Genomic DNA, 23,179 nt, shown 5'->3' on the forward strand with positions numbered 1-23,179 from the left:
TGCACTCGGTGACTCGCGCCTTTGTGCGGCGTTCGCCTCCGGGGCAACTCCTCAACCTTACCCGATCGACCTTGCGGTGTCAACTCCGTGTTTCGGACTTCATCAGTTCGAAACCTTCGTTTCCCGGCCGTTCGGGCCTGTTGAAACTTACTGTGTCCGTCCGTCTCGGTCAAATCGGCCGATCCGGTGTGGGTTTCGCGGTTGCGATCCCCGTTCGGACAACTCGAGAACCATAGGACGGCCGGCCCGCAGGATGCAAATCGGCCCGGCCCTCCCCTCCATCGGGGTGGGCCGGGCCGATCCTGCGACGGGCGTACACCTGCCCATTCGCACTGGTCGTGGGGCCGGGACCGTGCCCGCCCCGATCGGTCACACCGGCGGGACGCCGTGCCGGCGCCGCGAGAAGTACCGCTCCCGACCACGGGCATACGTGAGCCGGGCGAGCAGATCCTCACGCAGGGCGTCGGCCTCGACGACGCTGTCGATGACGAGGTCCGCGGCGAGTCGCTCCAGGTCGACGTCCGCCTCGTACTCCGCGCGACGGGCGGCGACGAACTCCTCACGCTCCGTCTCGTCGGCGATCTCGGCGATCTTGTTCGCGTACACCGCGTTGACCGCGGCCTCCGGACCCATGACCGCGATACGGGCCGTGGGGAGAGCGATCGTCGCGTCCGGCCCGAAGCCCGGACCGCCCATCGCGTACAGCCCCGCTCCGTAGGCCTTTCGGATCACGACGCAGAACTGGGGCACCGTGGCCTCCGACACGGCGCTCACCATCTTGGCGCCGTGCCGGATGATCCCCCCGCGCTCGACCTCCGAGCCCACCATGAACCCGGGGACGTCGGCGAGGTACACGATCGGGATGCCGTAGGCGTCGCACTGCCAGACGAAGCGGGCCGCCTTGTCCGCGGAATCGGTGAAGAGCACCCCTCCCTTGACGGCGGAGTTGTTGGCGACGATCCCGACGGTACGGCCCTCCATGCGTCCGAACCCGATGACGAGCTCGGGGGCGAAGAGGGGCTTGATCTCGAAGAACGACTCATCGTCCAGGAGTCCGTCGATGACCGTGTGGACGTCGAAGGGGACGCTCTCCACCTCGGGGACCGTCGACGGCGTGAGCGGCGCGGCAGGCTCGTCGACCTCGTAGACCGGCGGCTCCTGCTCCCACGTGCTCGGCAGGTAGGAGAAGTACAGACGCGCGAGCTCGATGGCCTCGGCGTCGTCCTCGACGAGCAGGTCGCCCACCCCGGAGACCGTGCAGTGCATCCGCGCACCGCCCATCTCCTCGAGACTCACCTTCTCCCCCACGACCATCTCGGCCATGCGCGGGCTGCCCAGGTACATCGAGGCGTTGCCCTCGACCATGATGATGACGTCGGTGAAGCTCGGGATGTAGGCGCCACCCGCAGCGCTCGGGCCGAACAGACAGCAGATCTGCGGCACGCGTCCCGACAGCGCGACCTGGTTGTGGAAGATGCGCCCCGCGCCACGGCGACCGGGGAACATCTCCACCTGGTCGGTGATGCGCGCGCCCGCCGAGTCGACGAACCAGAAGACCGGCAGCTCCTCCCGCAGCGCCGCCTCCGTCGCCCGGATGATCTTCTCCACCGTGCGGGAACCCCACGAACCCGCCTTCACCGACGGGTCGTTCGCGATGACGATCGCCGGACGCCCCTCCACGGTTCCTCGACCGGTGACGACGCCGTCCGCCGGCAGACCCTTTGCCGTCGAGTTCGCGTACCGCCCGTCCTCGACGAAGCTCCCCTCGTCGAAGAGCAGCGCGATGCGGTCACGCACGAAGAGCTTGTTCTGCGACTCGAGCTTGGCCTTCGCCTTCTCCCCCGGCGCGGCCGACGTGGCGTGCGAGGCCGCGAGACGCCGCCGAATGTCCCCGACCCGGGCGTCACCCCCCTTCTCGACCGGTGTCGCCGGGGCGAAGGGTCCCTCGACGGAAGCGGATGCGGAACGGGGGCCGGCCATGACGACCTTCCTGATCGGGACGGACTCGGAGGCGCGCCGCGGAGGATGCGCCGCCTCGACACGTGCAGGTTATCGGGGAGAGAGGCCGTCCGGGTCGAAGCGCGCCAGAGTTCGACGCGCCGCCCGGCGACCGCCCCTCCCCGCGGCGAGATCGCCACGGGGACGAGAACGGGGCGGGAGGACGGGTGGGTCAGAGACCGTACGAACGCGCGATGAGCATGCGCTGCACCTCGGAGGTGCCCTCACCGATCTCGAGGATCTTGCTGTCGCGGTAGAACCGCGCGACGGGGTACTCCTCCATGAAGCCGTTGCCACCGAAGATCTGCGTCGCGATGCGCGTGGCCGACACGGCGGCCTCGCTGCTGTAGACCTTGGCGATCGACGCAGCCTTCTTGACCTCGGTGTGCGAGCGGCGACCCGCGTGCATCTCGTCCTTGAGCCACGCCGCCTTGTACGTGAGGAGACGCGCCGTCTCCGCCATGACCGCGAGGTCGGCGATCTTGAAGCTCACGCCCTGGTTCGCACCGATGGGCCGACCGAACGCCATCCGGGTACGGGCGTACTCCGACGCCTCCTCGAGCATCCGCTGGATGCAGCCGGTAGACAGGGCCGAGATCGCGATGCGGCCGTCGTCGAGGGTTGCGAGGAACTGCTTGAACCCGTGGCCTCGCTCACCGAGGAGGTTCTCCTCCGGCACGCGGGCGTCCTCGAACGTGAGGCCGTGGGTGTCGGAGATGTTCCAGCCGAGCTTGTCGTAGGCCGGCTCGACCGTGAACCCGGGCGTGCCGTTCGGCACCATGATCGCACTGATCTCGGGCTTGCCCTCGGCCGTCTCCCCCGTGCGCGCGGTGACCGTGACGACAGACGTGATCGACGTTCCGGAGTTCGTGATGAACGCCTTCGCACCGTTGACGACCCACTGGCCGTCCTCGAGACGCGCGCGGGTCTTCGTCGCGCCGGCGTCGGAACCCGCGTCGGGCTCGGTGAGGCCGAAGCCCGCCATCGCACGACCCGCAGCGAGGTCGGGGAGCCACTTCTCCTTCTGCTCCTGCGTGCCGTACGTGAGGATCGGGTTGATGCCGAGACCGACACCGGCCTGCAGCGTGATGCCCATCGACTGGTCGACGCGGCCGAGCTCCTCGATCGCGAGGCACAGGTACGTGAACTCGCCGCCGTCGCCCGCGTGACCGCCGAACTCCTCCGGCACGACGAGGCCGAACAGGCCGAGCTCACCCATCTTCGGGATGAGGTCGGCGGGGAAGTGGTGCTCCTTGTCCCACTGCGCGGCGTGGGGGGCGATCTCGGACTCGGCGAAGTCGCGGACGGTACGGCGGAAGTCCTCGTGGTCCGCGGAGAGCTCGAACATCGTTGTCCCTTCTCGACCTGTCAGGTCTGGGGTGGCTGGGTCGGGCCGGGCCTCGCCGGGTGGCGGGGCGGCCGGTGGGTCGGGCGGGCTCTCACGAGTCCCGCCGTCTCGCTTGACGTTGACGTCAACGTAAAGCACGGTGTGGCTCATGACAACCCGGCCGACACCCTCCGACGACGAGCCTCGCACCATCGCCCAGGTCGCGGAGGAGTTCGGGGTCACCCATCGCACGATCCGCCACTACGAGTCCCTCGGGCTCCTCTCCCCCGAACGGGACGGGACACGCCGCCTCTTCCACCGCCGCGATCGCATCCGACTCGACCTCGTCCTCCGCGGACGCCGACTCGGTTTCCCCCTCGAGGAGATCCGACGCATCGTCGACATGTACGACGACCAGCCGGGCGAGCGCGGGCAGCTCGAGTACCTCCTCTCCCAGATCGACGAACGACGCGCCGACCTCGAGCAGCGTCGCGCCGACATCGAGGTCGCCCTCACCGAGCTCGGCACCCTCGAGCGCCGCTGCCGTGAGGACCTCGACTCCCTCCGAGGCTGACCCGCCACCGCTCGCGCGCGACACCGCGACGCCGGTGACACCGAGCTCCCGAAGGACGAGGTCATCCCGCCTCCACGGGCCCTCCCGCGCCCCACACCCTGAGCCCGACCCCCGCACGACGCGACGGCCCTACCGATCGGTATCCCCCAGGAACACGAACGCATTACTATGACCGACCTAATTGCGCCGGTTCCTCCGCGAGGCCCCTCGCGCCGGTGCTAGCTTCACGCCAATGCGCAGGCACCTCCGACCGGAGGCCGGCTGCGCGCGGTACCCACGAATGCCGCCCCGGCCACCGGGCCGAGTCGGCGACGATGGACCCCGTCCGACGGGAGGAACGACGAGATGACCCACAGACTCGTGGCGCACCGAGGGGCGTCCTGCACGGGAGGACAGCGCCGATGGACCTGATCGTCTACATCCTGAAGCGGCTCGCGAACTACGTCGTCATGATCTTCGTGGCCACGTCCGTCGCCTACTTCGCGGCCGTGAGCTTCATGAAACCGCAGACGCAGCTCCTGCAGCGCACCCCCCGGCCCACGCCGGAGCAGGTCGACACCCAGCTGCGTCTCCTCGACCTCGACCCGCACATGAACGCGGTCGACCGCTACTGGCAGTGGCTCACGAACATCGTCCTCCACTGGGACTGGGGCTACAGCCCCACCGGCGCCCACGTCAACGACGAGTTCTTCTCCCGCGCCTTCATCAGCGCCCGCCTCGTGCTCCTCGCGACGCTCCTGTCGATCCTCATCGGCATCGCGCTCGGCGTCGTCGCCGCGGCCCGCCAGTACAAGCTGAGCGACCGCGTCATCACGTACGGCACGTTCCTCATCTCGGTCATCCCGTCGCCGATCATCTACCTCCTCGTGCAGATGGGCGGCATCAAGATCAACGAGAGCGCCGGCTCCCGACTGCTCTACGTCACCGGCATGCGCTCGGCCCGCCCGCCGGAGGGCACGTGGCCGCGGTTCCTCGACGAGATGCAGCACCTCGTTCTGCCGACCATCGCGCTCACCGTCGTCGCGTACGCGAGCTACACGCTCCTGCAGCGCTCGCTCCTCCTCGACAACGTCAACGCGGACTACGTGCGCACGGCCCGCGCCAAGGGCCTGACCCGCATGACGGCGATCCGCAAGCACGCGCTGCGCACGTCGTTCATCCCCGTCGCCCAGAGCATCGCGTTCCAGCTGCCGGGCATCTTCGTCGGCACGTTCATCATCGAGACGGTCTTCGCCTGGCAGGGCCTCGGCCGCTGGACGCTCGACGCCATCACGATGAGCCAGAGCGTCAACATCGCCGTCGCGAGCATCGCCTTCGGTGGCCTGATGTTCGCCATCGGCGCCATCCTCGCCGACCTGTCCGTCGCCATCGTCGACCCGAGAGCACGGGTGAGCTGACATGACCGACAACAACACCTTCGAACCCGCCGACGGCATCCGTCGTTCCTCCTTCGAGGACGCGGGTGACTACCTGCCCGAGACCCCCATCGCGGACAACGCCAATTCGGCCGAACGTCTCGGCAGCGGTGCCGTCCCGATGAGCTCCCTCCCCGAGGCCGTCGCCACGCAGGGCGGGTCCCCCGCCGAACGCGAGGGCGTCCTCGACGCCTCCTCGGTGGCCGCGCCCCTCCTCGCCGCCGCCCCCGAGCTCGTCGGCTCCGTGGACCCGGTGCAGGCCGAGGAACGCATCACCAACAAGACGGTCCTCATCCTCAAACGCCTCCTGCGCAACAAGGGGGCCGTCCTCGGGCTGATCATGCTCGCGGCCATCACCCTGTTCGCCCTCGTCGGCAACATGGGCCGCCCGTTCACGTACCACGACCAGGACGTCCTCAACCTCGGCTCACCCCCCGGCACCGACGGCCACATCCTCGGCACGAACAGCGGCGGCATCGACCTGTGGGCGATGCTCGTCCACGGCACCGGCAAGTCGCTCCTCATCGCCGCGTTCGTCGGCATCGGCGCCCCGCTCATCGGCGCCGTCTACGGCACCGCGATCGCCTTCTGGGGCGGCCGCCGCGAGAAGGCCGGCATGTGGATCCTCGACATGCTCATCCTCATGCCGTACTTCCTCATCGTCGCGGTCTTCATGGGCTCCACCGGCGGCAGCGCCGTCATCCTCGCCCTGCTGCTCACCGCGTTCGGCTGGATGGGCCTCGCCCGTGTCATCCGTGCGACGACCGCCTCGCTGCGCGAGCGGGAGTTCGTCAAGGCCGCCCAGTACATGGGCGTCTCCGACTGGAACATCATCCGCCGGCACATCATCCCGAACATCGGGTCGCTGCTCATCATCAACATCATCACCGGCACGTACGGCGCGATCATCTCCGAGACGGCCCTGTCGTTCCTCGGCGTCGGCGTCCGCGCCCCCGACGTGTCGCTCGGCTCCCTCATCGGGCAGTCCGCCAGCCAGCTCTACGCCTACCCGTGGATGTTCTGGGGCCCGGCCCTCTGCCTCGTGATGATCACCTTCTCCCTCGCGCTCATCGGCGACGGTCTGCGTGACGCCCTCGACCCGAACAGCAAGTCAGGAGGCCGGGCATGAGCACCGCCATCGACGGCACCGTCGCACCCACCGACCGTCGCGGGGAGCCCGTCCTCCGGGTCCGTGACCTCCACGTCCGGTTCGGCACCGAGGCCGGCTCCGTCCACGCCGTCCGCGGCATGGACTTCGACCTCCACCCCGGCGAGGTCCTCGGCATCGTCGGCGAGTCCGGCTCCGGCAAGTCCGTCACGTCGCTCGCGATCATGGGGCTGCTCACCGACAACGCCAAGGTCACCGGCTCGATCACGTACAACGGCAAGGAACTGCTCGGCCTCTCCGACAAGCAGATGAGCGCGCACCGCGGCAAGGACATCGCCATGGTGTTCCAGGACCCGCTGAGCTCGCTCACCCCCGTCCACACCGTCGGCGACCAGATCATCGAGGCGCTGCGCGTCCACGGCGACATCGACGACGCCGCCGCCCGGGCCCGCGCGATCGAGCTCCTCGAGATCGTCGGCATCCCCAGCGCGCAGACCCGCGTCGACTCCTACCCGCACGAGTTCTCCGGCGGTATGCGCCAGCGCGTCGTCATCGCCATCGCGATCGCGAACAACCCGCGCGTCATCATCGCCGACGAGCCCACCACGGCCCTCGACGTGACGATCCAGGCCCAGATCCTCGACGTCCTCAAGGTCGCCCAGAAGGAGACCGGCGCCGCGGTCATCATGATCACGCACGACCTCGGGGTCGTCGCCGGCATCGCCGACGAGGTCATGGTCATGTACGCGGGCCGTCCCGTGGAGAAGGGCCCCGTGGAGCGCCTCTACGGCAAGCCCCTCATGCCGTACACGATCGGCCTCCTCGGTTCGATCCCCCGCGTCGACCGGGGTGAGAAGCGGAGCCTCGTCCCCATCGAGGGCAACCCCCCCAACCTCATCCACGAGCCCACCGGTTGCCCCTTCGCGTCGCGGTGCCCGCTCACGATCGAGGCCTGCATGAACGGTGAGCCTCCCCTCGACCTCGTCGAGCCGACGCACCGCACCGCCTGCATCCGCAGCGAGGAGCTCCTCGGCATCGAGGGCGCGGAGGACATCTTCCCCGTACCGCCCGTCGCCGTGGGTCAGCTCGACGAGGTGCCCCGCGACCGACGTGAGACCGTCCTCTCCGTCGAGAACCTCCACCGCCACTTCCCCCTCATGAAGGGGGCCGTCTTCAAGCGGCAGGTCGGTGACGTCAAGGCCGTCGACGGGCTCAGCTTCGACATCCGCGAGGGCGAGTGCCTCGCCATCGTCGGCGAGTCGGGCTGCGGCAAGACGACGACGCTCCTCGAGATCATGGAGATGTCGCCCAAGACGAACGGCAACATCGTCGTCCTCGGCTCCTCGATCAAGGACGTCAAGAAGAAGGCCGAGATCACGGCGCTGCGCCGCAACGTGCAGCTCGTCTTCCAGGACCCGATGGGTGCCCTCGACCCCCGGTTCACGGTGTTCGAGATCATCGCCGAGCCGCTCCAGACCTTCGGCATGAAGAAGGAGGAGTGCGAGGCCCGCGTGCGGGAGCTCATGAAGACCGTCGGTCTCATGCCCGACCACCTCAACCGGTTCCCCACGCAGTTCTCCGGCGGTCAGCGCCAGCGCATCGGCATCGCCCGGGCCCTCGCCCTGAACCCCAAGGTCATCATCCTCGACGAGCCGGTCTCGGCCCTCGACGTCTCCATCCAGGCCGGCGTCATCAACCTGCTCGACCACCTCAAGGCCCAGCTCGGCATCAGCTACCTCTTCGTCGCGCACGACCTCGCCGTCGTCCGCCACATCGCCGACCGCGTCGGCGTGATGTACCTCGGCAAGTTCGTCGAGATCGGCGACGTCGACGAGGTGTTCGACAACCCCACCCACCCCTACACGCGCTCGCTGCTCTCGGCGATCCCCCTGCCCGACCCGGTCAAGGAACGCTCGCGTCAGCGCATTCTGCTCTCCGGCGACCTGCCGAGCCCGCTCGACCGCCCCGTGGGATGCGACTTCATGTCCCGCTGCCCGGTCTACAACGGTCTCGACGAGAATCGCCGTCAGCATTGCCGCACCGAGGAGCCCCCGCTGGTTACCGTCGGGTCGGCAGATCACCGGCAGGCCTGCTTCTACCCCGAGGAGAAGCTGGTCACCACCCGGGTTTCGACCCACAGCACGACGGCCGCCGACGCCCAGTCGCGGACGACCCAGGAAAGGAACACTCGATGAAGAGTCGTCGTACCAAGATCGCTCTGGCCGCGGCCATGAGCAGCGCTCTGGTTCTCTCCGCCTGCGCCGACGGCGGGTCCGCCGGCCAGGGTGACGGCAAGGACGGGGGCAACGCCGGCTCCGGCAACTCCCAGGTCAGCGACAAGGTCTCGAACAACCCGCAGGACCGCAACTCCCTCGAGCAGGGCGGCACCGTCACGATGGCGATGGAGTCGTTCCCGACGAACTTCAACGGCTTCCACGTCGACGGCAACCTGGGCGCGTGGAGCGACGTCACCCGCGCGACCGACCCGGGCCTCTACCTCTACACCCCGGAGGGCAAGCCCTCGCCGCGCACCGAGTACCTCCAGGACATGCCGAAGATCGAGCAGAAGGACGGCAAGGAGGTCATCACCTACAAGATGAACCCCAAGGCCGTCTGGAACGACGGCACCAAGATGGACTGGAAGTCCTTCGAGGCGACGTGGAAGGCCAACCGCGCCCCCGTCGACAAGGAGGGCTTCAACAACATCCTCACCACGGGCTACGAGGACATCGAGAAGGTCGAGCAGGGCTCGACCCCCGAAGAGGTCGTCGTCACGATGAAGAAGCCCTTCTACCCCGTGACGGAGATCTTCGGTAGCCTCATCCACCCGAAGCTCGGCACCAAGGACGCGTTCAACGAGCTCATGAAGAACGACGTGCACGCCGAGCTCCGCTCCGGCCCGTTCACGATCGACAAGGTCGACAAGCAGGCCCAGACGATCATCCTCAAGCCGAACGAGAAGTGGTGGGGCAACAAGCCGCTGCTCGACCAGGTCGTCTTCCGCCAGATGGAGGACCAGGCGACGATCTCCGCCTTCAAGAACGGCGAGATCGACATGACCGGCGTCGCGAACAAGGCCCGCCTCCAGCAGGTCCAGGGCACGCCGAACATGGAGCTGCGTCGCAGCCAGCGCCTCTCCACCGGCGTGTACGTCTTCAACACGAAGGCCCCCTCGCTCAAGGACGTCGCCATCCGCAAGGCCATCTGGCAGGGCATCGACCGCGAGCAGCTCAAGCAGGTCCGCTTCAACGGCCTCGACTACACCGAGAAGCCCGTCGGCTCGGCGCTGTACTACAACTTCCAGCCCGAGGCCGAGGACAACATGCCGGTCACCTTCGACAAGGCCGCGGCGGAGAAGACGCTCCAGGACGCCGGCTACGCCAAGGGTGCCGACGGCTTCTACGCCAAGGACGGCAAGAAGGCCACGGTCAAGTACACGACCTTCGGTGACGACCCGCTGTCGACCGCCCTCGCGCAGACGACGCAGAACCAGCTCAAGGCCGTCGGCATCGACCTCCAGCTCGACGTCCGTCCGAGCTCCGCGTTCGGCACGACCATGGAGAAGAAGGACTTCGACTTCCTCTCGATGGCCTGGAGCTCCAACACCAACAGCCCCGTCGGCGCGGTCTGCCAGTTCTACTGCTCCGACTCGACGAGCAACTACTCCGCCACGGGCAAGCCCGAGCTCGACGCCCGAATCAAGAAGATCGGTGCGATCTCCGACCCGGCCGCGCAGGCCAAGGAGATCAACGCGATCGAGAAGGAGTGGATGCAGGAGTTCGGCCAGATGCCACTGTGGAACGGCCCGGTCATCGCGGCCTACCGTCAGGGTCTCGCCAACTTCGGCCCCGCCCTCTACACCACCGTCACCCCGAAGTGGGAGGACGTGGGCTGGATGAAGGGCTCCACGCACAACTGATCGACCTCCCCACCGAGGTGACCCGGAGTCACCTCACGTGAGACACCACGGGCCGGGTTCGTGCGGACATCCTCCGCACGGGCCCGGCCCGTCGCCTTGCCCCCACCCGGTCGAACGACTTGGATGTGCTTGGACGACACGATGTTTCGCCCACTGGGAGGGCCGCCACCCGGAGATCACGAGAGGACGTCACGATGACGCCGCGCCGCAGGACCATCACCGCCGTCGGCGCGCTCGCCGGCTTCCTCGCTCTCGGCGCCTGCGCCGCACCGGTCGACCGGGCGGCAGCCCCCACCTCCCCCACGACCACCTCCTCCCCCGCCGGTGACGCGGCCTCCGCCGCACCCACCCCGTCCCCCGCACCGGCCGACCTCGTCGCCGACGACCCCCACCCCCGCGCCGACCTCGCACGGGGCGGCACCCTCGTCCTCCCCCTCGCGAGCCTCCCGGCGAACCTCAACGCGTTCCACGTCGACGGCACCGTCGCCCCCTGGCGAGAGGTCACCTCCGCCACCGACCCCGGCCTCTACCGCTACTCACCCGAGGGGAAGGTCCTCCCCCGCCGCGAGTACCTCACGGCCCTGCCGACCGTGCGCCGCACCGCCGACGGCACGACGATCACCTACCGCCTCGACCCGAGGGCGGTGTGGAACGACGGCACCCCCATCGACCACCGCACCTTCGAGGCGACGTGGCGGGTCCACCGCGCCCCCGTCGACAAGGGCGGCTTCAACGCCGTCCCCACGACCGCCTACGCGCAGATCAGCCGCGTCGCCCCCGGCAAGGACCCACACGAGGTCGTCGTCACGACCCGCGGGCACGTCCACCCCGTCACCGACCTCTTCACCCGGCTCGTCCACCCCCGGCTCGCCGAGGAGGGCACCTTCGACACCCTCATGAGAGACGAGCCCCACCCCGAGCTCCGCTCCGGCCCCTGGACGATCGCCGCGCTCGACCGGCAGGCAGGAACGGTCACCCTCGAACCCAGCCCCCGTTGGTGGGGCGACGAGCCCGTCCTCGAGCGCATCGTCTTCCGCAGCCTCGAACCCTCCGCGGCACTCCCCGCGTTCCGGGCGGGCGAACTCGACGTCGTCGACGTCTCCCACCCCGCGGCCAGCGCCCAGATCGACGGCGCGCCCGACCTCGATCTCCGCCACGGGCCGAGCCTCGCGACGACCGTCCTCGTCCTCAACTCCGGATCCCCCGTCCTCGCCGACCGACGCGTCCGCGCCGCCGTCCGGCAAGGACTCGACCGCGAGCAGCTCCTCGCCGTCCGCTTCGGCGGCCTCGGCCACACCGAGAAGCCCGCCGACTCGGCCCTCTACCAGCCGTTCCAGCCGGAGGCCCGCGACAACACGCCTCGCAACGGAGGCCCCGGCGCCGCCCGCGCCGCCCTCGACGCCGCCGGATGGACGCCGGGCGCCGACGGCGTGCGGACGAAGGACGGCACGCCCCTCGCCCTCCGGTTCACCCTCCACGGTGACGATCCCCTCGGCGTCGCCCTCGCCCAGACCGTACAGACCCAGGTCCGTCCCCTCGGCGTCGACGTGCGGATCGACACCCGCCCCGCCTCGGCGTTCGGCACGACGATGGCGAACAAGGACTACGACCTCCTCCTCGCCGGCGGCGGCTCCGACACCCCCTCGCCCGTCTCCGCGATGTGCCAGACGATGTGCTCGACGTCGCCGGGCAACGCCTCCGGCATCGGCACACCCGAGATCGACGCCCGCATCGCCGCCCTCCCCGACATCGCCGACGACGCCGCCCGCGCCCGCGCCGTCAACGACGTCGAACGCGACTGGCTCGCCCTCGACGGGCAGGTCCCCCTCTGGCACGGCCCCGCGCTGCGCGCCACCCGCGCCGGCCTCGCCAACCTCGGCCCCTCCGGATTCGCCGCCCTCACCCCCCGCTGGGAGGACGTCGGCTGGGTCGAGGGCTCCGCCGCCGCGAACCGCTGACACCCCTGGGCCGTCGTTCTCCCCGAGCGGACGGGGAGGAGGGCCGGGGAGCAGTGCCCACGCCGGGCCGCGACGCGATCAACCCCTCTGGGCCATCAGGACCCCGCCTCGACGCCCCCGTCGCTCTCGCCCGTCACCGTCGCGCACGAACCCCACACGAAAGGTTGAGCATCCCGACCCCGGGGGGGCGCCGACGCGGCGGTCCGCACGGGCGAGGACGGACCCCGCACCCCGCAGCGGCGGAACCGGGCCGCGTGGCGGAGAATCAGCCCGTGCCCCGATGAGGCACGATGAGACGCATACCCGATACACGACCACGGGCGCGACCCCGATGCCCGAACCCGATGCACATCCGACGCGCACCCCGGTGCGGACCCGGCACGAAGGAGCGGCGTGAAGAACTCGGCCCTCGCACCGATGCTGATGCTGCTCGGCGTGCTCGCCCTGGCGTGGGGAGGCATGTTCGGCCTCTCCTACGTCGCACAGCATCGGAGCAACTCGAACACCGCCTCCGCGCCCACACCGACGACGACCGTCACCACGGCGCCCCCACGGGACGGCGTCGGTGGCGGTGCGGGCAAGCACGCCCCGGAACGACCCTCCGGCACCTTCACCGATCGCGTCCGCGGCGGCACACCCGACCCGACGCGTCGAGCCACCGAGGGCGGCCACGGGGCCACCGACGAGGGGACCACCCGCGAAGGGGCACGCCGCGACCGTGCCGAGGGTGACGGCCGCGGCGCCTCCGACAGCGCGACCGCCCGGCCCAAGGCGCGTCACGACGACCCCGCCCCGCACGAGGTCTACACGGCCCCGCCGGACTCCCCCGCGGGACGCGACGCCCTCGCGGCCGGATCCACCGATGACGGCGCCTCCGGTCGAGGAGGGCTGCAGGGCCTGCTCGACCGGATCGCCTCCCACGACGCACGCTCCGACTCCGGCGATCCCGCCGGCCTCAGCGGTCGGGGCGCCGCGGCGCTCATCCTCGTCCTCCTCCTCGTCGGCGCCGGCTCCCGGCGTCACTGAGGCGACCGGACACGGCGCAACACCCCCGCCGCTCGTGTGGCGCCGGTCACGACGAGACCGTTGACGGCAAGACGACCATCGCCCCCCGCAGCGCGCTAAAGTCCGAATCATGGCGCCCATCAGCAAGGTTTTGATCGCAAACCGCGGCGAGATCGCCGTCCGTATCGCGCGCGCGTGCACGGACTCCGGCATCAAGTCCGTCGCCGTCTACGCCGACCCCGACCGCGACGCGCTCCACGTCAAGGTCGCGGACGAGGCCTACGCCCTCGGGGGCTCGACCCCCGGTGACAGCTACCTCGTGCAGGAGAAGCTGCTCGACGTCGCCAAGCAGTCCGGCGCCGACGCCGTGCACCCCGGCTATGGGTTCCTCGCCGAGAACGCGGACTTCGCGCAGGCCGTCATCGACGCCGGCCTCACCTGGATCGGCCCGTCCCCCGAGGCCATCGACGCCCTCGGTGACAAGGCCAAGGCCAAGCACATCGCCGTCAAGGCAGGCGCCCCTCTCGCCCCGGGCACCAAGGACCCGGTCAAGGACGCCGACGAGGTCGTCGCCCTCGCGGAGGAGTTCGGCCTGCCCATCGCCATCAAAGCCGTCTACGGCGGTGGCGGACGTGGCCTCAAGGTCGCCCGCACGATGGAGGAGATCCCCGAACTCTTCGACTCCGCCGTCCGCGAGGCCGTGACGGCCTTCGGCCGCGGCGAGTGCCTCGTCGAAAAGTTCCTCGACAAGCCGCGCCACGTCGAGACCCAGTGCCTCGCCGACGCCCACGGCAACGTCGTCGTCGTCTCCACGCGTGACTGCTCATTGCAGCGTCGCAACCAGAAGCTCGTCGAGGAGGCGCCCGCCCCGTTCCTCACCGACGAGCAGAACGCCGAACTCATCCGTGCCTCGGTCGCCATCCTCAAGGAGGCCGAGTACCAGGGCGCCGGCACCTGCGAGTACCTCGTCGCCGCCGACGGCACGATCAGCTTCCTCGAGGTCAACACCCGCCTCCAGGTCGAGCACCCCGTCACCGAAGAGGTCTCGGGCATCGACCTCGTCCGTGAGATGTTCCGCATCGCCAACGGCGAGGAGCTCGGCTACACGCAGGAGGACCTCCTCGCGGCCCAGCGCTGTCACTCCTTCGAGTTCCGCATCAACGGCGAGGACCCGGGCCGCGGCTTCCTCCCCGCTCCGGGCACCGTGCTCACGTTCTCCCCGCCGAGCGGCCCCGGTGTCCGCCTCGACTCAGGCATCGAGCAGGGCGACGTCATCTCCGGTCAGTTCGATTCGATGCTCGCCAAGCTCATCGTCACGGGCGCCACACGTCAGCAGGCGCTCGAGCGTTCGCGCCGAGCGCTCGCCGAGTTCGAGGTCGAGGGCATGCCTACCGCACTCACCTTCCACCGCGTCGTCGTCGACGACCCTGCCTTCGCACCCGAGGGCGACGAGCCGTTCTCCGTCCACACCCGCTGGATCGAGACCGAGTTCGAGAACGAGATCGAGCCCTACTCCGGCCCCACCGCGGACGCCGCGAGCGAAGAGGCCGACCGCCAGAAGGTCGTCGTCGAGGTCGGCGGCAAGCGCCTCGAGGTCAGCCTCCCCGGCGACCTCGCCATCGGCGGTAACGGTGGCGGTGGCGGCACGACCGCCCGTCGCAAGGCTCCCCGCCGCTCCAGCGCCGGTGGCCGTGGCGGCGCCGCCGCGTCCGGCGACTCGCTCACCGCACCCATGCAGGGCACGATCGTCAAGCTCGCAGTCGAGGAGGGCGCGTCCGTCAACGAGGGCGACCTCGTCGTCGTCCTCGAGGCCATGAAGATGGAGCAGCCGATCAACGCGCACAAAGCCGGTGTCATCACCGGACTCAAGGCCGCCGTCGGCGAGACCGTCACCAGCGGCACCGTCCTCGCCGAGATCAAGGACGCCGAGTAAGAACCCGAGCACGACCGGCAACCTCACCCGAGCGTCGGGAGGAGCACCACGGGGCGCCTCCCGGCGCTCGTGCGTGGCGGGGCCCATGCGTCGGCCCGGCCGACGGCGGCCCAGGCAACGTCGTCGACGTCGCCTCCTCGGGGCGAGCCGCAGGAGGTCGGGTGCCGCAGCCGGCCACCCCTCGCCGAGGCCGCGTCGACGACGGACGGCCCCCGGGAACGACCTCCCCGCCCGCACGCACGAGGCGTGGGGCAGTAAGGACAACGGCATCGGATCGTCACCGCGCCGGCGGCGAGGTCAGAGCGGTTCGGGCCTGTCGATGGGGGCGGGTGGCTCGATGGGGTCGGGCCGATAGCTCTCGGACCGTTCGCCCTCCCGAGCGGCCCCGGCGCGGAACGCGTCCCGCACCTCGGCAGGGGTGCGCCCGACGCGTCCGGCGACCTCCCCACCACGCTCGAGAACCTCCCCGAAGCGACCGCCGGTGCGTTCGTCGAGGACCTCGCTCACCGCACCGGCCGTGCGACGGGTCTCCTCCGCCGCCCGGCGGGCCTGCGGCGGGGCGTCCTGCGCGAGGTCACGCGCCTTGTCACGTGCCCGCCGGAACAGGCGGGGCAGGTCGGCCACGACCGTCAGTCCTCGGGAGTGACGTGGAGGCGACGTGCCGCCTCCGCGATCGACCCCGACAGCGACGGGTACACCGTGATCGTCGAGGCGACCTGGTCGACGGTGAGCCGCTGCTGGACAGCGAGCGCGATGGGGAAGATGAGCTCCGAGGCCCGCGGCGCCACGACGACACCGCCGACGAGGGTGTTCGTGCCCGTACGTGCGAAGAGCTTCACGAAGCCCTCGTGGAGGTTGTCCATCTTGGCGCGGGGGTTCGTGGCGAGTGGCATGAGGATCTGACGGATGCCCTCCTCGCCCTCGATGGGCGAGCCCATCTCCTTGGCCGCAGGCGAGGCGAGGCCCGTTCCCACGGTCGCGATCTCGGGCTCGGTGAAGATGTTCGCGCTGATGCCGCGCACCTGCAGCGGGGCCACCGCGTCACCGAGGGCGTGCGCGACGGCGATGCGTCCCTGCATCGCCGCGACGGACGCGAGCGGGAGGACGCCGGTGCAGTCGCCCGCCGCGTAGACCCCGCGGGCCGACGTGCGGGAGACGCGGTCGACGACGATGTGGCCGCTCGGGCTCGTCTCGACACCGGCCTCCTCGAGACCGAGGTCGGCCGTCTGCGGGATCGACCCCACGGCGATGAGCGCATGCGAGCCGGTGACCTCGCGGCCGTCCTCGAGGACGCACACGACCCCGTCGTCGGTACGGCGCACACTCGCCGCACGGGACCGGTTGAGGACCTCCATGCCCTGCGATCGGAACACCCGCTCGATGAGAGCCGCGGCGTCGGCGTCCTCGCCGGGAAGGACCCGGTCGCGCGAGGACACGAGGACGACCTCGCTGCCGAGACCCAGGTAGGCCTGCGCGAGCTCGGCGCCGGTGACACCGGAACCCACGACGATGAGCCGCTCCGGCACCTCCGTGAGGTTCCAGATCTGCTTCCACGTGAGGATGCGCTCGCCGTCGGGCGTCATCGAGTCGAGCACCCGCGGCGTCGCCCCCGTCGCGAGGAGGACCATGTCGGCGTGCAGCGTCGTCGGTCTGCCCTCGGCGGGCGTGACCTCGACGGTCGAGGAGTCGACGAGGCGACCCGTGCCCTCGACGACCGTGACGCCCACCTGCTCGAGGCGGCTGCGGATGTCGCGGCTCTGCGCCTGCGCGAGCGAGAGGATGCGGGAGTTGACCTCGGTGAGCTCGGCCTCGAGCCGCGCGTGGACGTCGTCGCCCCCCTCGAGGTGGACACCCCGCTTGCTCGCCTCCTCGACCTGACCCACGTACGCGGCCGTCGAGATGAGGGCCTTGCTCGGGACGCAGTCGGTGAGGACCGCCGCGCCCCCCAGCCCGTCGCGATCGACGACGATGACGGATCCTCCGATCGCCGCCGCCACGAGGGCTGCTTCGTACCCGCCGGGCCCGCCGCCCAGCACAACTACGGACGTCTGTCGCTCATTCACAGGCCCATCCTCTCAGAGTGGACACCGACCCACCTTCGGGTCGGTGTGGGTGATGATGACCGGGTACACGACATCGAGGAGGGGGCCGATGAGCCGCTGGGACGATCCCACAGGGGAATTCGACGACGGGTGGGGCGGCTCCAGCTCCTCGCACGGCACCGGCGGGGGTGCGGGCACCGGCACGAACGCAGGTGGCCCCCGTCCCGGTGAGGCACCGTCGGGGGCGGCCCCGTCGAGCCCGGTCCCGCCGAGCGCGCTCCCCCCGGGCGCGGTGCCGCCGTACCCGCCGGCGGATACGCCGCAGCCCGCCCCGGTCCCGCCGACCGCCCCGCCCGCGGACCGCCTGGGGTCATCGGGGGCGCAGGGCGCGGCGAACGTCCCCGGCGTCTATCACCGCGTCGCCCCCGACGGGACGCCCGAGCTGTGGCCCGGGCCGATCCCGCTGCGGCCCATGTCGTTCGGGGAGATGTTCGAGATCGCCTTCGGCGTGCTGCGGTTCAACCCGCGCACGATCTTCGGACTCTCGTTCCTCACCCTCGGCGCCTTCGCCCTCGTCGGCCTCGCCATCGCGGTGCCGCTCATCATCCTCGCCTCGACCGCGCAGCCCGACGTGCTCGGGGCCGGTGACAACGGGGCGTCGAACTCGTTCAACGCCGGTTCGAGTCTCGCCGGTTCGATCCTCGGCGGCATCATCGTCGCGGTCGTCGCCGACACGGCCCTCGGGCGCCGTCTCTCGTTCGGGGAGGCCTGGGCCCGTGTCAAGGGCCGCATCCTCCCCCTCATCGGATTCATCGTCCTCGAGGGGCTGCTCTTCCTGGCCCTCGTCGTGCCCTTCGCCGCGCTGTGGATCGCGCTCGCCGTCACGGAGAACTGGTGGGCGTTCGGTGTCTCCCTCGCCGTGGGGATCCCGGTGCTCATCGTGCTCTACACGTGGCTCGGCGTGATGTTCACCTTCGCGCCCTCCGCGATCGTCCTCGAGCACACCGGCCCCGTCGCCGCGTTCCGCAGGTCGAGGACGCTCATCCGGGGCGCCTGGTGGCGCACCTTCGGGATCATCGCCCTCACGGGCATCCTCACCTCCGTCGTCGTCGCCACGCTCATGCTGCCCCTCGGTCTCGGCATCGGCCTGCTCTCCGCAGGAGGGGCGGTCGCGGGCGGCGGCACGATGACGGCGACGACGATCCTGGCCCTCGTCCTCCTCGCCGCCGCGACGGTCCTCACGGGGAGCCTCGTCCAGCCGTTCTCCTCGGCGATGGTCGCCCTCCTCTACCTGGACCGCCGGTTCCGCACCGAGGCCCTCGCCGTCGACCTCCTCGCCGAGGCCGAACGCGACGCCGGCCGCCTCGCGCCTCCGCGGTGACGCCCACGGCCTCGCGCGCGGCGCACACGCCCAGGGTGGCGATCCACCGATGACTCCGACGACGACCACCGTGACGGCCTCGGTCGGCGCGGTGGTCGTCGCTGCCCTCCTGGACGCTGCGGGTTTCCGTCCCGTCGCTGCCACGCCCGCACCACCGGGTGCCGAGGAGGCCCGTCGCGCTCTTTCGGAGGAGCTCACCGACCCCCGATACGTCCGCAGCTGGTGGGGGCTGATCCAGCAGTGGATCCGCGAACGCCTCGCGCTCCCCCAGGGCGACACCGACCTCGCCTCGGTCCTCGCCCCCGCCCTCGTCCTCCTCGGTCTCCTCCTCGTGGGCGGTGTCGTCGCGCTCCTCCTGCGTCGTCGCCGGCGCCCGACGGAACCGGCGACGGCGTCGGTCTTCGGCGACACCGCGCCGCTCACGGCCGCCGAGCACCGGGAACAGGCACGCGCCCACCTCGCCGCGGGGCGTCACGAGGCCGCCGTCGTCGCCGCGTTCCGGGCGATGACCGCCGCCGCCGTCGTCCGCCACGAGGTCCGCGACGCGCCCGACCTCACGGCCCACGAGGTCGGGCGGGCGCTCACCCACGCGCATCCCGCCCAGGCGGACGCGGTCCGACGAGCCGATCGCACCTTCGCCGCCGTCCGGTACGGCGGCGCCACGGCCGACGCCGACACGGCCCGCGACGTCCTCGCCACCGCCGACACGCTCGACGACGCCCCGGCCGCGGCCAGCTCGTCGACCGGACGCACGGACTCCGTCGGCGGGGCCTCCTCGACTCGTCCCGACGGGGGTGGGCCCCGATGACGACACCCACCGGCGGCCGCCGGAACCTGCCGCGCGAATCGGATGCACGGATCGGCTCGACCCCCGCCGCGCCCACCATTCCGGCCACCGCACGCGAGGAGGCCCCGACCCGGCGCCCGCGCGCGGGGCGGGGCCGGACCGACGCGTCGCGTACGGCGAGGCGTCTGCCCCGTGCGGTCGTGCTCGTCACCCTCCTCGCCATCGCGGCCGTGGCCGCGGCGTCCCTGCTCCTCGCCTCCCGGTCGACCGTGCGGCTGCCCCTCGACCCCGAGACCACGGGGCCGCGGGGAACGCGAGCGGTCACCGAGGTCCTCACCGACCGCGGTGTATCCACCCACGTCGCCCGCTCCGCCGAGGACCTCGCGAGCGCGCGGATCGGTGCGGGGACGACGGTCGTCGTCCCCCAGCCGCAGCTCCTCTCCTCGACCGAACTCGACCGGGTCGCGCGCCTGCGCCCCGGACGCCTCGTCCTCGTCGCTCCCGGGGCCGAGGCGCTCGACGCCCTCGGGATCCCCGCGCACCCCGTCGGGCGGGCCGGGCGCGGCCCCCTCATCTCCGAATGCGCGACCGACCTCGCGGCCACGACGGACACGCTCGGGGGCGGTGGCCTCACCTACCGCGCGACCTCCCCCGGCATCGCCACCTGCTTCCCCGACCACACCGACGAGGACGACGACCCGAGCCACCCCCCGGCGGGCCTCCTCGACGTCCCCGCGCGCGGCGACCGCCCCCGGACGATCATCGTCGGGCTGCCCCAGGCGATGACGAACGTGGGGATCACCGAGGCGTCCCACGCGGCCCTCGCCCTCCGCACCCTCGGTGGCACCGGCGACGTGCTCTGGTACCTCCCCGAGCCCGACCCGGACGACCCGCGGGCAGGGTCGACCTCAGCACCCCCGGCGCCGGAGTGGGTGGATCCCGTCCTCCTCCTCGTCGCCACCGCCGTCGTCCTCTTCTGCCTCGTGCGCGGTCGACGACTCGGGCGGCTCACGACCGAGCCGCTGCCTGTCGTCGTCCCCGCCGAGGAGACGACCCTCGCCCGATCCCGCCTCTACCGTCGTACGGGTGACGTCCGAGGCGTCGGTGACTCCCTCCGTGACGCGGCTCGCGCCGATCTCCGCCACACCCTCCGCCTTCCCGCGGACGCCGACGACGGCCGCATCGTCGAGGCCGCCGCCGCCCGGCTCGGCGACGACGACGCCCGCACGCTCCTCGACCTCCTCACCCGCCCTCTCGCCGCCGGGGATCTCCCCGAGGCGACCCGAGCCCTCCACCGCCTCCGCAGGAAGGTCCGCCGCGCATGAGCGACACCCCCAACCCCGACGTCCCTCTCCCCGACTCGCCTCTTGATTCGCCCCTCTCGGAGAGCACCCACGAAGACACCACGCCTGCCGTGGACGCGCGGGCCGCCCTCGACGACGTGCGCCGCGAGGTCGCCAAGGTCGTCGTCGGGCAGGACGGTGTCGTCACCGGCCTGCTCATCGGTCTCCTCACCGGCGGGCACGTCCTCCTCGAAGGCGTCCCGGGGGTCGCCAAGACGCTCCTCGTCCGCAGCCTCGCCGCCGCGCTCGACCTCGACACGCGCCGCGTGCAGTTCACCCCCGACCTCATGCCCGGCGACATCACCGGCTCGCTCGTCTACGAGCAGCACCGCGACGCGTTCGCGTTCCGTGAGGGCCCGGTGTTCACGAACCTCCTCCTCGCCGACGAGATCAACCGCACCCCGCCGAAGACGCAGGCCGCCCTCCTCGAAGCGATGGCGGAGCGTCAGGTCACCGTGGAGGGGCACGCCCGCTCCCTCCCCACACCGTTCCTCGTCGCCGCGACGCAGAACCCCGTCGAGTACGAGGGCACCTACCCCCTGCCCGAGGCGCAGCTCGACCGATTCCTCCTCAAGCTCCACGTCGACCTGCCCGGTCGCGAGGACGAGATCGAGGTGCTCCGTCGTCACGCCCGCGGCTTCGATCCCGGTGACCTCGACGCGGCAGGTGTCCGGCCCGTCGCCGACGCCGCCGACGTCGCCGCCGCGGCCCGGGCCGTGTCCGCCGTGTCCGTCTCCGCGGAGGTCGGCGGGTACATCGTCGACATCGTCCGCGCCACGCGCGCCCTTCCCTCGGTCGCGCTCGGCGTGAGCCCCCGCGGCGCCACGGCCCTCCTCGCGACGAGCCGCGCCTGGGCCTGGCTCGACGGCCGTGACTTCGTCACCCCCGACGACGTCCAGGCCCTCGCCCAACCCACCCTCGCGCACCGCCTCGTGCTCCGCACCGAGGCCGAACTCGACGGGGTCACCGCCCGCGACGCCCTCGCCGGTGCCGTGGGATCGGTCGCCGTCCCCCGCTGATGTCGCTCACCGGCCGGGCCGTCGTGCTCACCCTCCTCGGGCTGCTCGCCGTCCCCTTCGCACCGCGACTCCTCACCGCGGTCGTGTGGCTCCTCCTCGTCGCCGTCATCGTGGCCGCCGACGTCGCGCTCGCCGCGCGGATCTCCGACCTGCGTCTCGTCCGCGTCCCGCTCGACCCCGTCCACCTCGACGAGGACACCGCGACGAGCCTCGTCGTCCACCACGGGGGCAGGCGGCACGCCCGCGGCGTCCTCCGGGACGCGTGGCAGCCGTCGGCCGGGGCCCGGATCGTCCACGACCTCGACCTCGCCCCCGGCGAGGAGACGACGCTCCTCACCCCGCTCCATCCCACCCGCCGCGGGCATCTCGCCGCCGACCGGGTCACCGTGCGCCTGCACGGCCCCCTCGGCGTCGCCGCGCGCCAACGATCGGTCCCCGTGCCCGGCGCACTGCCGGTCCTCCCCCGCTTCCCCTCCCGGCGCCACCTGCCCGGGCTGCTCCACCACCTCCAGCTCCTCGACGGCCGCGCCACTGTCCGCACCCCCGGCCAGGGCACGGAGTTCGACTCCCTCCGCGACTACGTCCGCGGCGACGATGTCCGCAGCATCGACTGGCGCGCCACCGCACGACGTCACCACGCCGTCGTCCGCACGTGGCGGCCCGAACGCGACCGGCACGTCGTCCTCGTCGTCGACACCTCCCGCACGAGCGCCGCCCGCATCGGTGACGTCCCCCGCCTCGACGCGGCGATGGACGCCGCCCTCCTCCTCACCGCCCTCGCCACGCGCGGCGGGGACCGGGTCGACGTCGTCGCCGGCGACCGCGTCGTCCGGTGTCTCGACCCCGGTGGACGCGGCGCCTCGGGCCCGGACGACCGTCTCCACCGCCTCGTCGACGCCCTCGCACCCCTGGAACCCTCTCTTGTCGAGGCGAACTGGCCGATGCTCGCCGCGGCGACACTCCGCCTCGCCTCTCGTGGCGCACTCGTCGTGCTGCTCACGCCCCTCGAACCCGTCGTCGTCGAGGAGACCCTGCTGCCCGCCCTCGAGGCGCTCGGGGACCGACACACGCTCGTCCTCGCCTCCGTCCGCGACCCCGGCCTCGACCACCTCGCGACGGGCGATCCGCGCACCGCCGGCGCCACCCGCGACGACGACCTCGACGCCGTCCACGACGCGGCCGCTGCCGAGCACGCCCTCGCCCGGCGCGCACGGACCGCCGCCGTGCTCACCGGCCTCGACGTCACCGTCCTCGACCGTCCCCCGGCCGACCTCCCCGTGGACCTCGCCCACACCTACCTCGACCTCAAGGCCCGCGGGCGGCTCTGAGCGTCATCCCATAGGGTCCCGGCCGACACGAGCGAGGTTCCG

The 23,179-nt window shown here is 71.4% G+C and carries 17 protein-coding genes; 13 read left to right on the forward strand and 4 right to left on the reverse strand.

Annotated features, from left to right (window positions below; all coding sequences use genetic code 11):
• Positions 1–369 precede the first annotated feature (369 nt).
• Both MOPEL_RS11575 and MOPEL_RS11580 read right to left on the reverse strand, forming a co-directional pair.
• Positions 370–1,980, reverse strand: a complete 1,611-nt coding sequence (locus MOPEL_RS11575) for an acyl-CoA carboxylase subunit beta (RefSeq protein ID WP_009483098.1) — start codon at positions 1,978–1,980, stop codon at positions 370–372.
• A 190-nt stretch (positions 1,981–2,170) separates the two neighbouring features.
• Positions 2,171–3,346 carry an acyl-CoA dehydrogenase family protein gene (locus MOPEL_RS11580; protein WP_009483099.1) on the reverse strand — a complete coding sequence of 392 codons (1,176 nt, stop codon included), beginning with the start codon at positions 3,344–3,346 and terminating at the stop codon, positions 2,171–2,173.
• 148 nt (positions 3,347–3,494) lie between these two features.
• On the opposite strand from MOPEL_RS11580, the gene MOPEL_RS11585 reads away from it, so the two are divergent.
• The 8 genes from MOPEL_RS11585 to MOPEL_RS11620 all read left to right on the forward strand — a co-directional run bounded on the left by MOPEL_RS11585 (position 3,495) and on the right by MOPEL_RS11620 (position 15,237).
• Positions 3,495–3,899, forward strand: a complete 405-nt coding sequence (locus tag MOPEL_RS11585) for a MerR family transcriptional regulator (protein WP_040634273.1) — start codon at positions 3,495–3,497, stop codon at positions 3,897–3,899.
• A 407-nt stretch (positions 3,900–4,306) separates the two neighbouring features.
• Entirely contained in the window at positions 4,307–5,296 is a 990-nt protein-coding gene (locus tag MOPEL_RS11590; protein ID WP_040634311.1) for an ABC transporter permease, read from the forward strand.
• A gap of 1 nt (position 5,297) precedes the next feature.
• A complete protein-coding gene (locus MOPEL_RS11595; protein ID WP_009483102.1) occupies positions 5,298–6,443 on the forward strand; it encodes an ABC transporter permease in 1,146 nt (381 codons plus the stop codon).
• Positions 6,440–8,617 (forward strand): ABC transporter ATP-binding protein, encoded by a 2,178-nt coding sequence (locus MOPEL_RS11600; RefSeq protein ID WP_009483103.1) that lies wholly within the window; start codon positions 6,440–6,442, stop codon positions 8,615–8,617. Before MOPEL_RS11595 ends, MOPEL_RS11600 begins: the two co-directional genes overlap by 4 nt.
• Entirely contained in the window at positions 8,614–10,341 is a 1,728-nt protein-coding gene (locus tag MOPEL_RS11605; RefSeq protein WP_009483104.1) for an ABC transporter family substrate-binding protein, read from the forward strand. Before MOPEL_RS11600 ends, MOPEL_RS11605 begins: the two co-directional genes overlap by 4 nt.
• A 194-nt stretch (positions 10,342–10,535) precedes the next feature.
• The gene (locus tag MOPEL_RS11610; RefSeq protein ID WP_009483105.1) at positions 10,536–12,299 is read left to right on the forward strand and encodes an ABC transporter family substrate-binding protein; all 1,764 of its coding nucleotides are present in this window, start codon (positions 10,536–10,538) and stop codon (positions 12,297–12,299) included.
• Positions 12,300–12,692: 393 nt separating this feature from the next.
• Positions 12,693–13,325 carry a hypothetical protein gene (locus MOPEL_RS11615; protein WP_009483106.1) on the forward strand — a complete coding sequence of 211 codons (633 nt, stop codon included), beginning with the start codon at positions 12,693–12,695 and terminating at the stop codon, positions 13,323–13,325.
• A gap of 109 nt (positions 13,326–13,434) precedes the next feature.
• Entirely contained in the window at positions 13,435–15,237 is a 1,803-nt protein-coding gene (locus MOPEL_RS11620; RefSeq protein WP_009483107.1) for an acetyl/propionyl/methylcrotonyl-CoA carboxylase subunit alpha, read from the forward strand.
• Between the two features lie 297 nt (positions 15,238–15,534).
• Here MOPEL_RS11620 and MOPEL_RS11625 read toward each other — a convergent pair whose 3' ends face one another.
• Both MOPEL_RS11625 and MOPEL_RS11630 read right to left on the reverse strand, forming a co-directional pair.
• The gene (locus MOPEL_RS11625; protein ID WP_009483108.1) at positions 15,535–15,861 is read right to left on the reverse strand and encodes an antitoxin; all 327 of its coding nucleotides are present in this window, start codon (positions 15,859–15,861) and stop codon (positions 15,535–15,537) included.
• Between the two features lie 5 nt (positions 15,862–15,866).
• Positions 15,867–17,300 carry an NAD(P)H-quinone dehydrogenase gene (locus MOPEL_RS11630; protein WP_009483109.1) on the reverse strand — a complete coding sequence of 478 codons (1,434 nt, stop codon included), beginning with the start codon at positions 17,298–17,300 and terminating at the stop codon, positions 15,867–15,869.
• 88 nt (positions 17,301–17,388) lie between these two features.
• Here MOPEL_RS11630 and MOPEL_RS11635 point away from each other — a divergent pair, with 88 nt between their 5' ends.
• The 5 genes from MOPEL_RS11635 to MOPEL_RS11655 all read left to right on the forward strand — a co-directional run bounded on the left by MOPEL_RS11635 (position 17,389) and on the right by MOPEL_RS11655 (position 23,137).
• Positions 17,389–18,660: a DUF7847 domain-containing protein gene (locus MOPEL_RS11635; RefSeq protein ID WP_009483110.1), complete on the forward strand. Its 1,272-nt coding sequence runs from the start codon at positions 17,389–17,391 to the stop codon at positions 18,658–18,660.
• A gap of 49 nt (positions 18,661–18,709) precedes the next feature.
• A complete protein-coding gene (locus MOPEL_RS16100; protein ID WP_009483111.1) occupies positions 18,710–19,468 on the forward strand; it encodes a DUF4129 domain-containing protein in 759 nt (252 codons plus the stop codon).
• Between the two features lie 179 nt (positions 19,469–19,647).
• Entirely contained in the window at positions 19,648–20,772 is a 1,125-nt protein-coding gene (locus MOPEL_RS11645) for a DUF4350 domain-containing protein (protein ID WP_141631324.1), read from the forward strand.
• Positions 20,769–21,809, forward strand: coding sequence for an AAA family ATPase (locus MOPEL_RS11650; RefSeq protein ID WP_009483113.1), 1,041 nt, complete (start codon positions 20,769–20,771; stop codon positions 21,807–21,809). Before MOPEL_RS11645 ends, MOPEL_RS11650 begins: the two co-directional genes overlap by 4 nt.
• Positions 21,809–23,137 (forward strand): DUF58 domain-containing protein, encoded by a 1,329-nt coding sequence (locus tag MOPEL_RS11655; protein ID WP_009483114.1) that lies wholly within the window; start codon positions 21,809–21,811, stop codon positions 23,135–23,137. The genes MOPEL_RS11650 and MOPEL_RS11655 overlap by 1 nt, the downstream gene beginning before the upstream one ends.
• The last annotated feature ends 42 nt before the right edge of the window (positions 23,138–23,179 follow it).

Source organism: Mobilicoccus pelagius NBRC 104925, from assembly GCF_000247995.1.
In the GTDB taxonomy this organism is placed as follows: Bacteria; Actinomycetota; Actinomycetes; order Actinomycetales; family Dermatophilaceae; genus Mobilicoccus; species Mobilicoccus pelagius.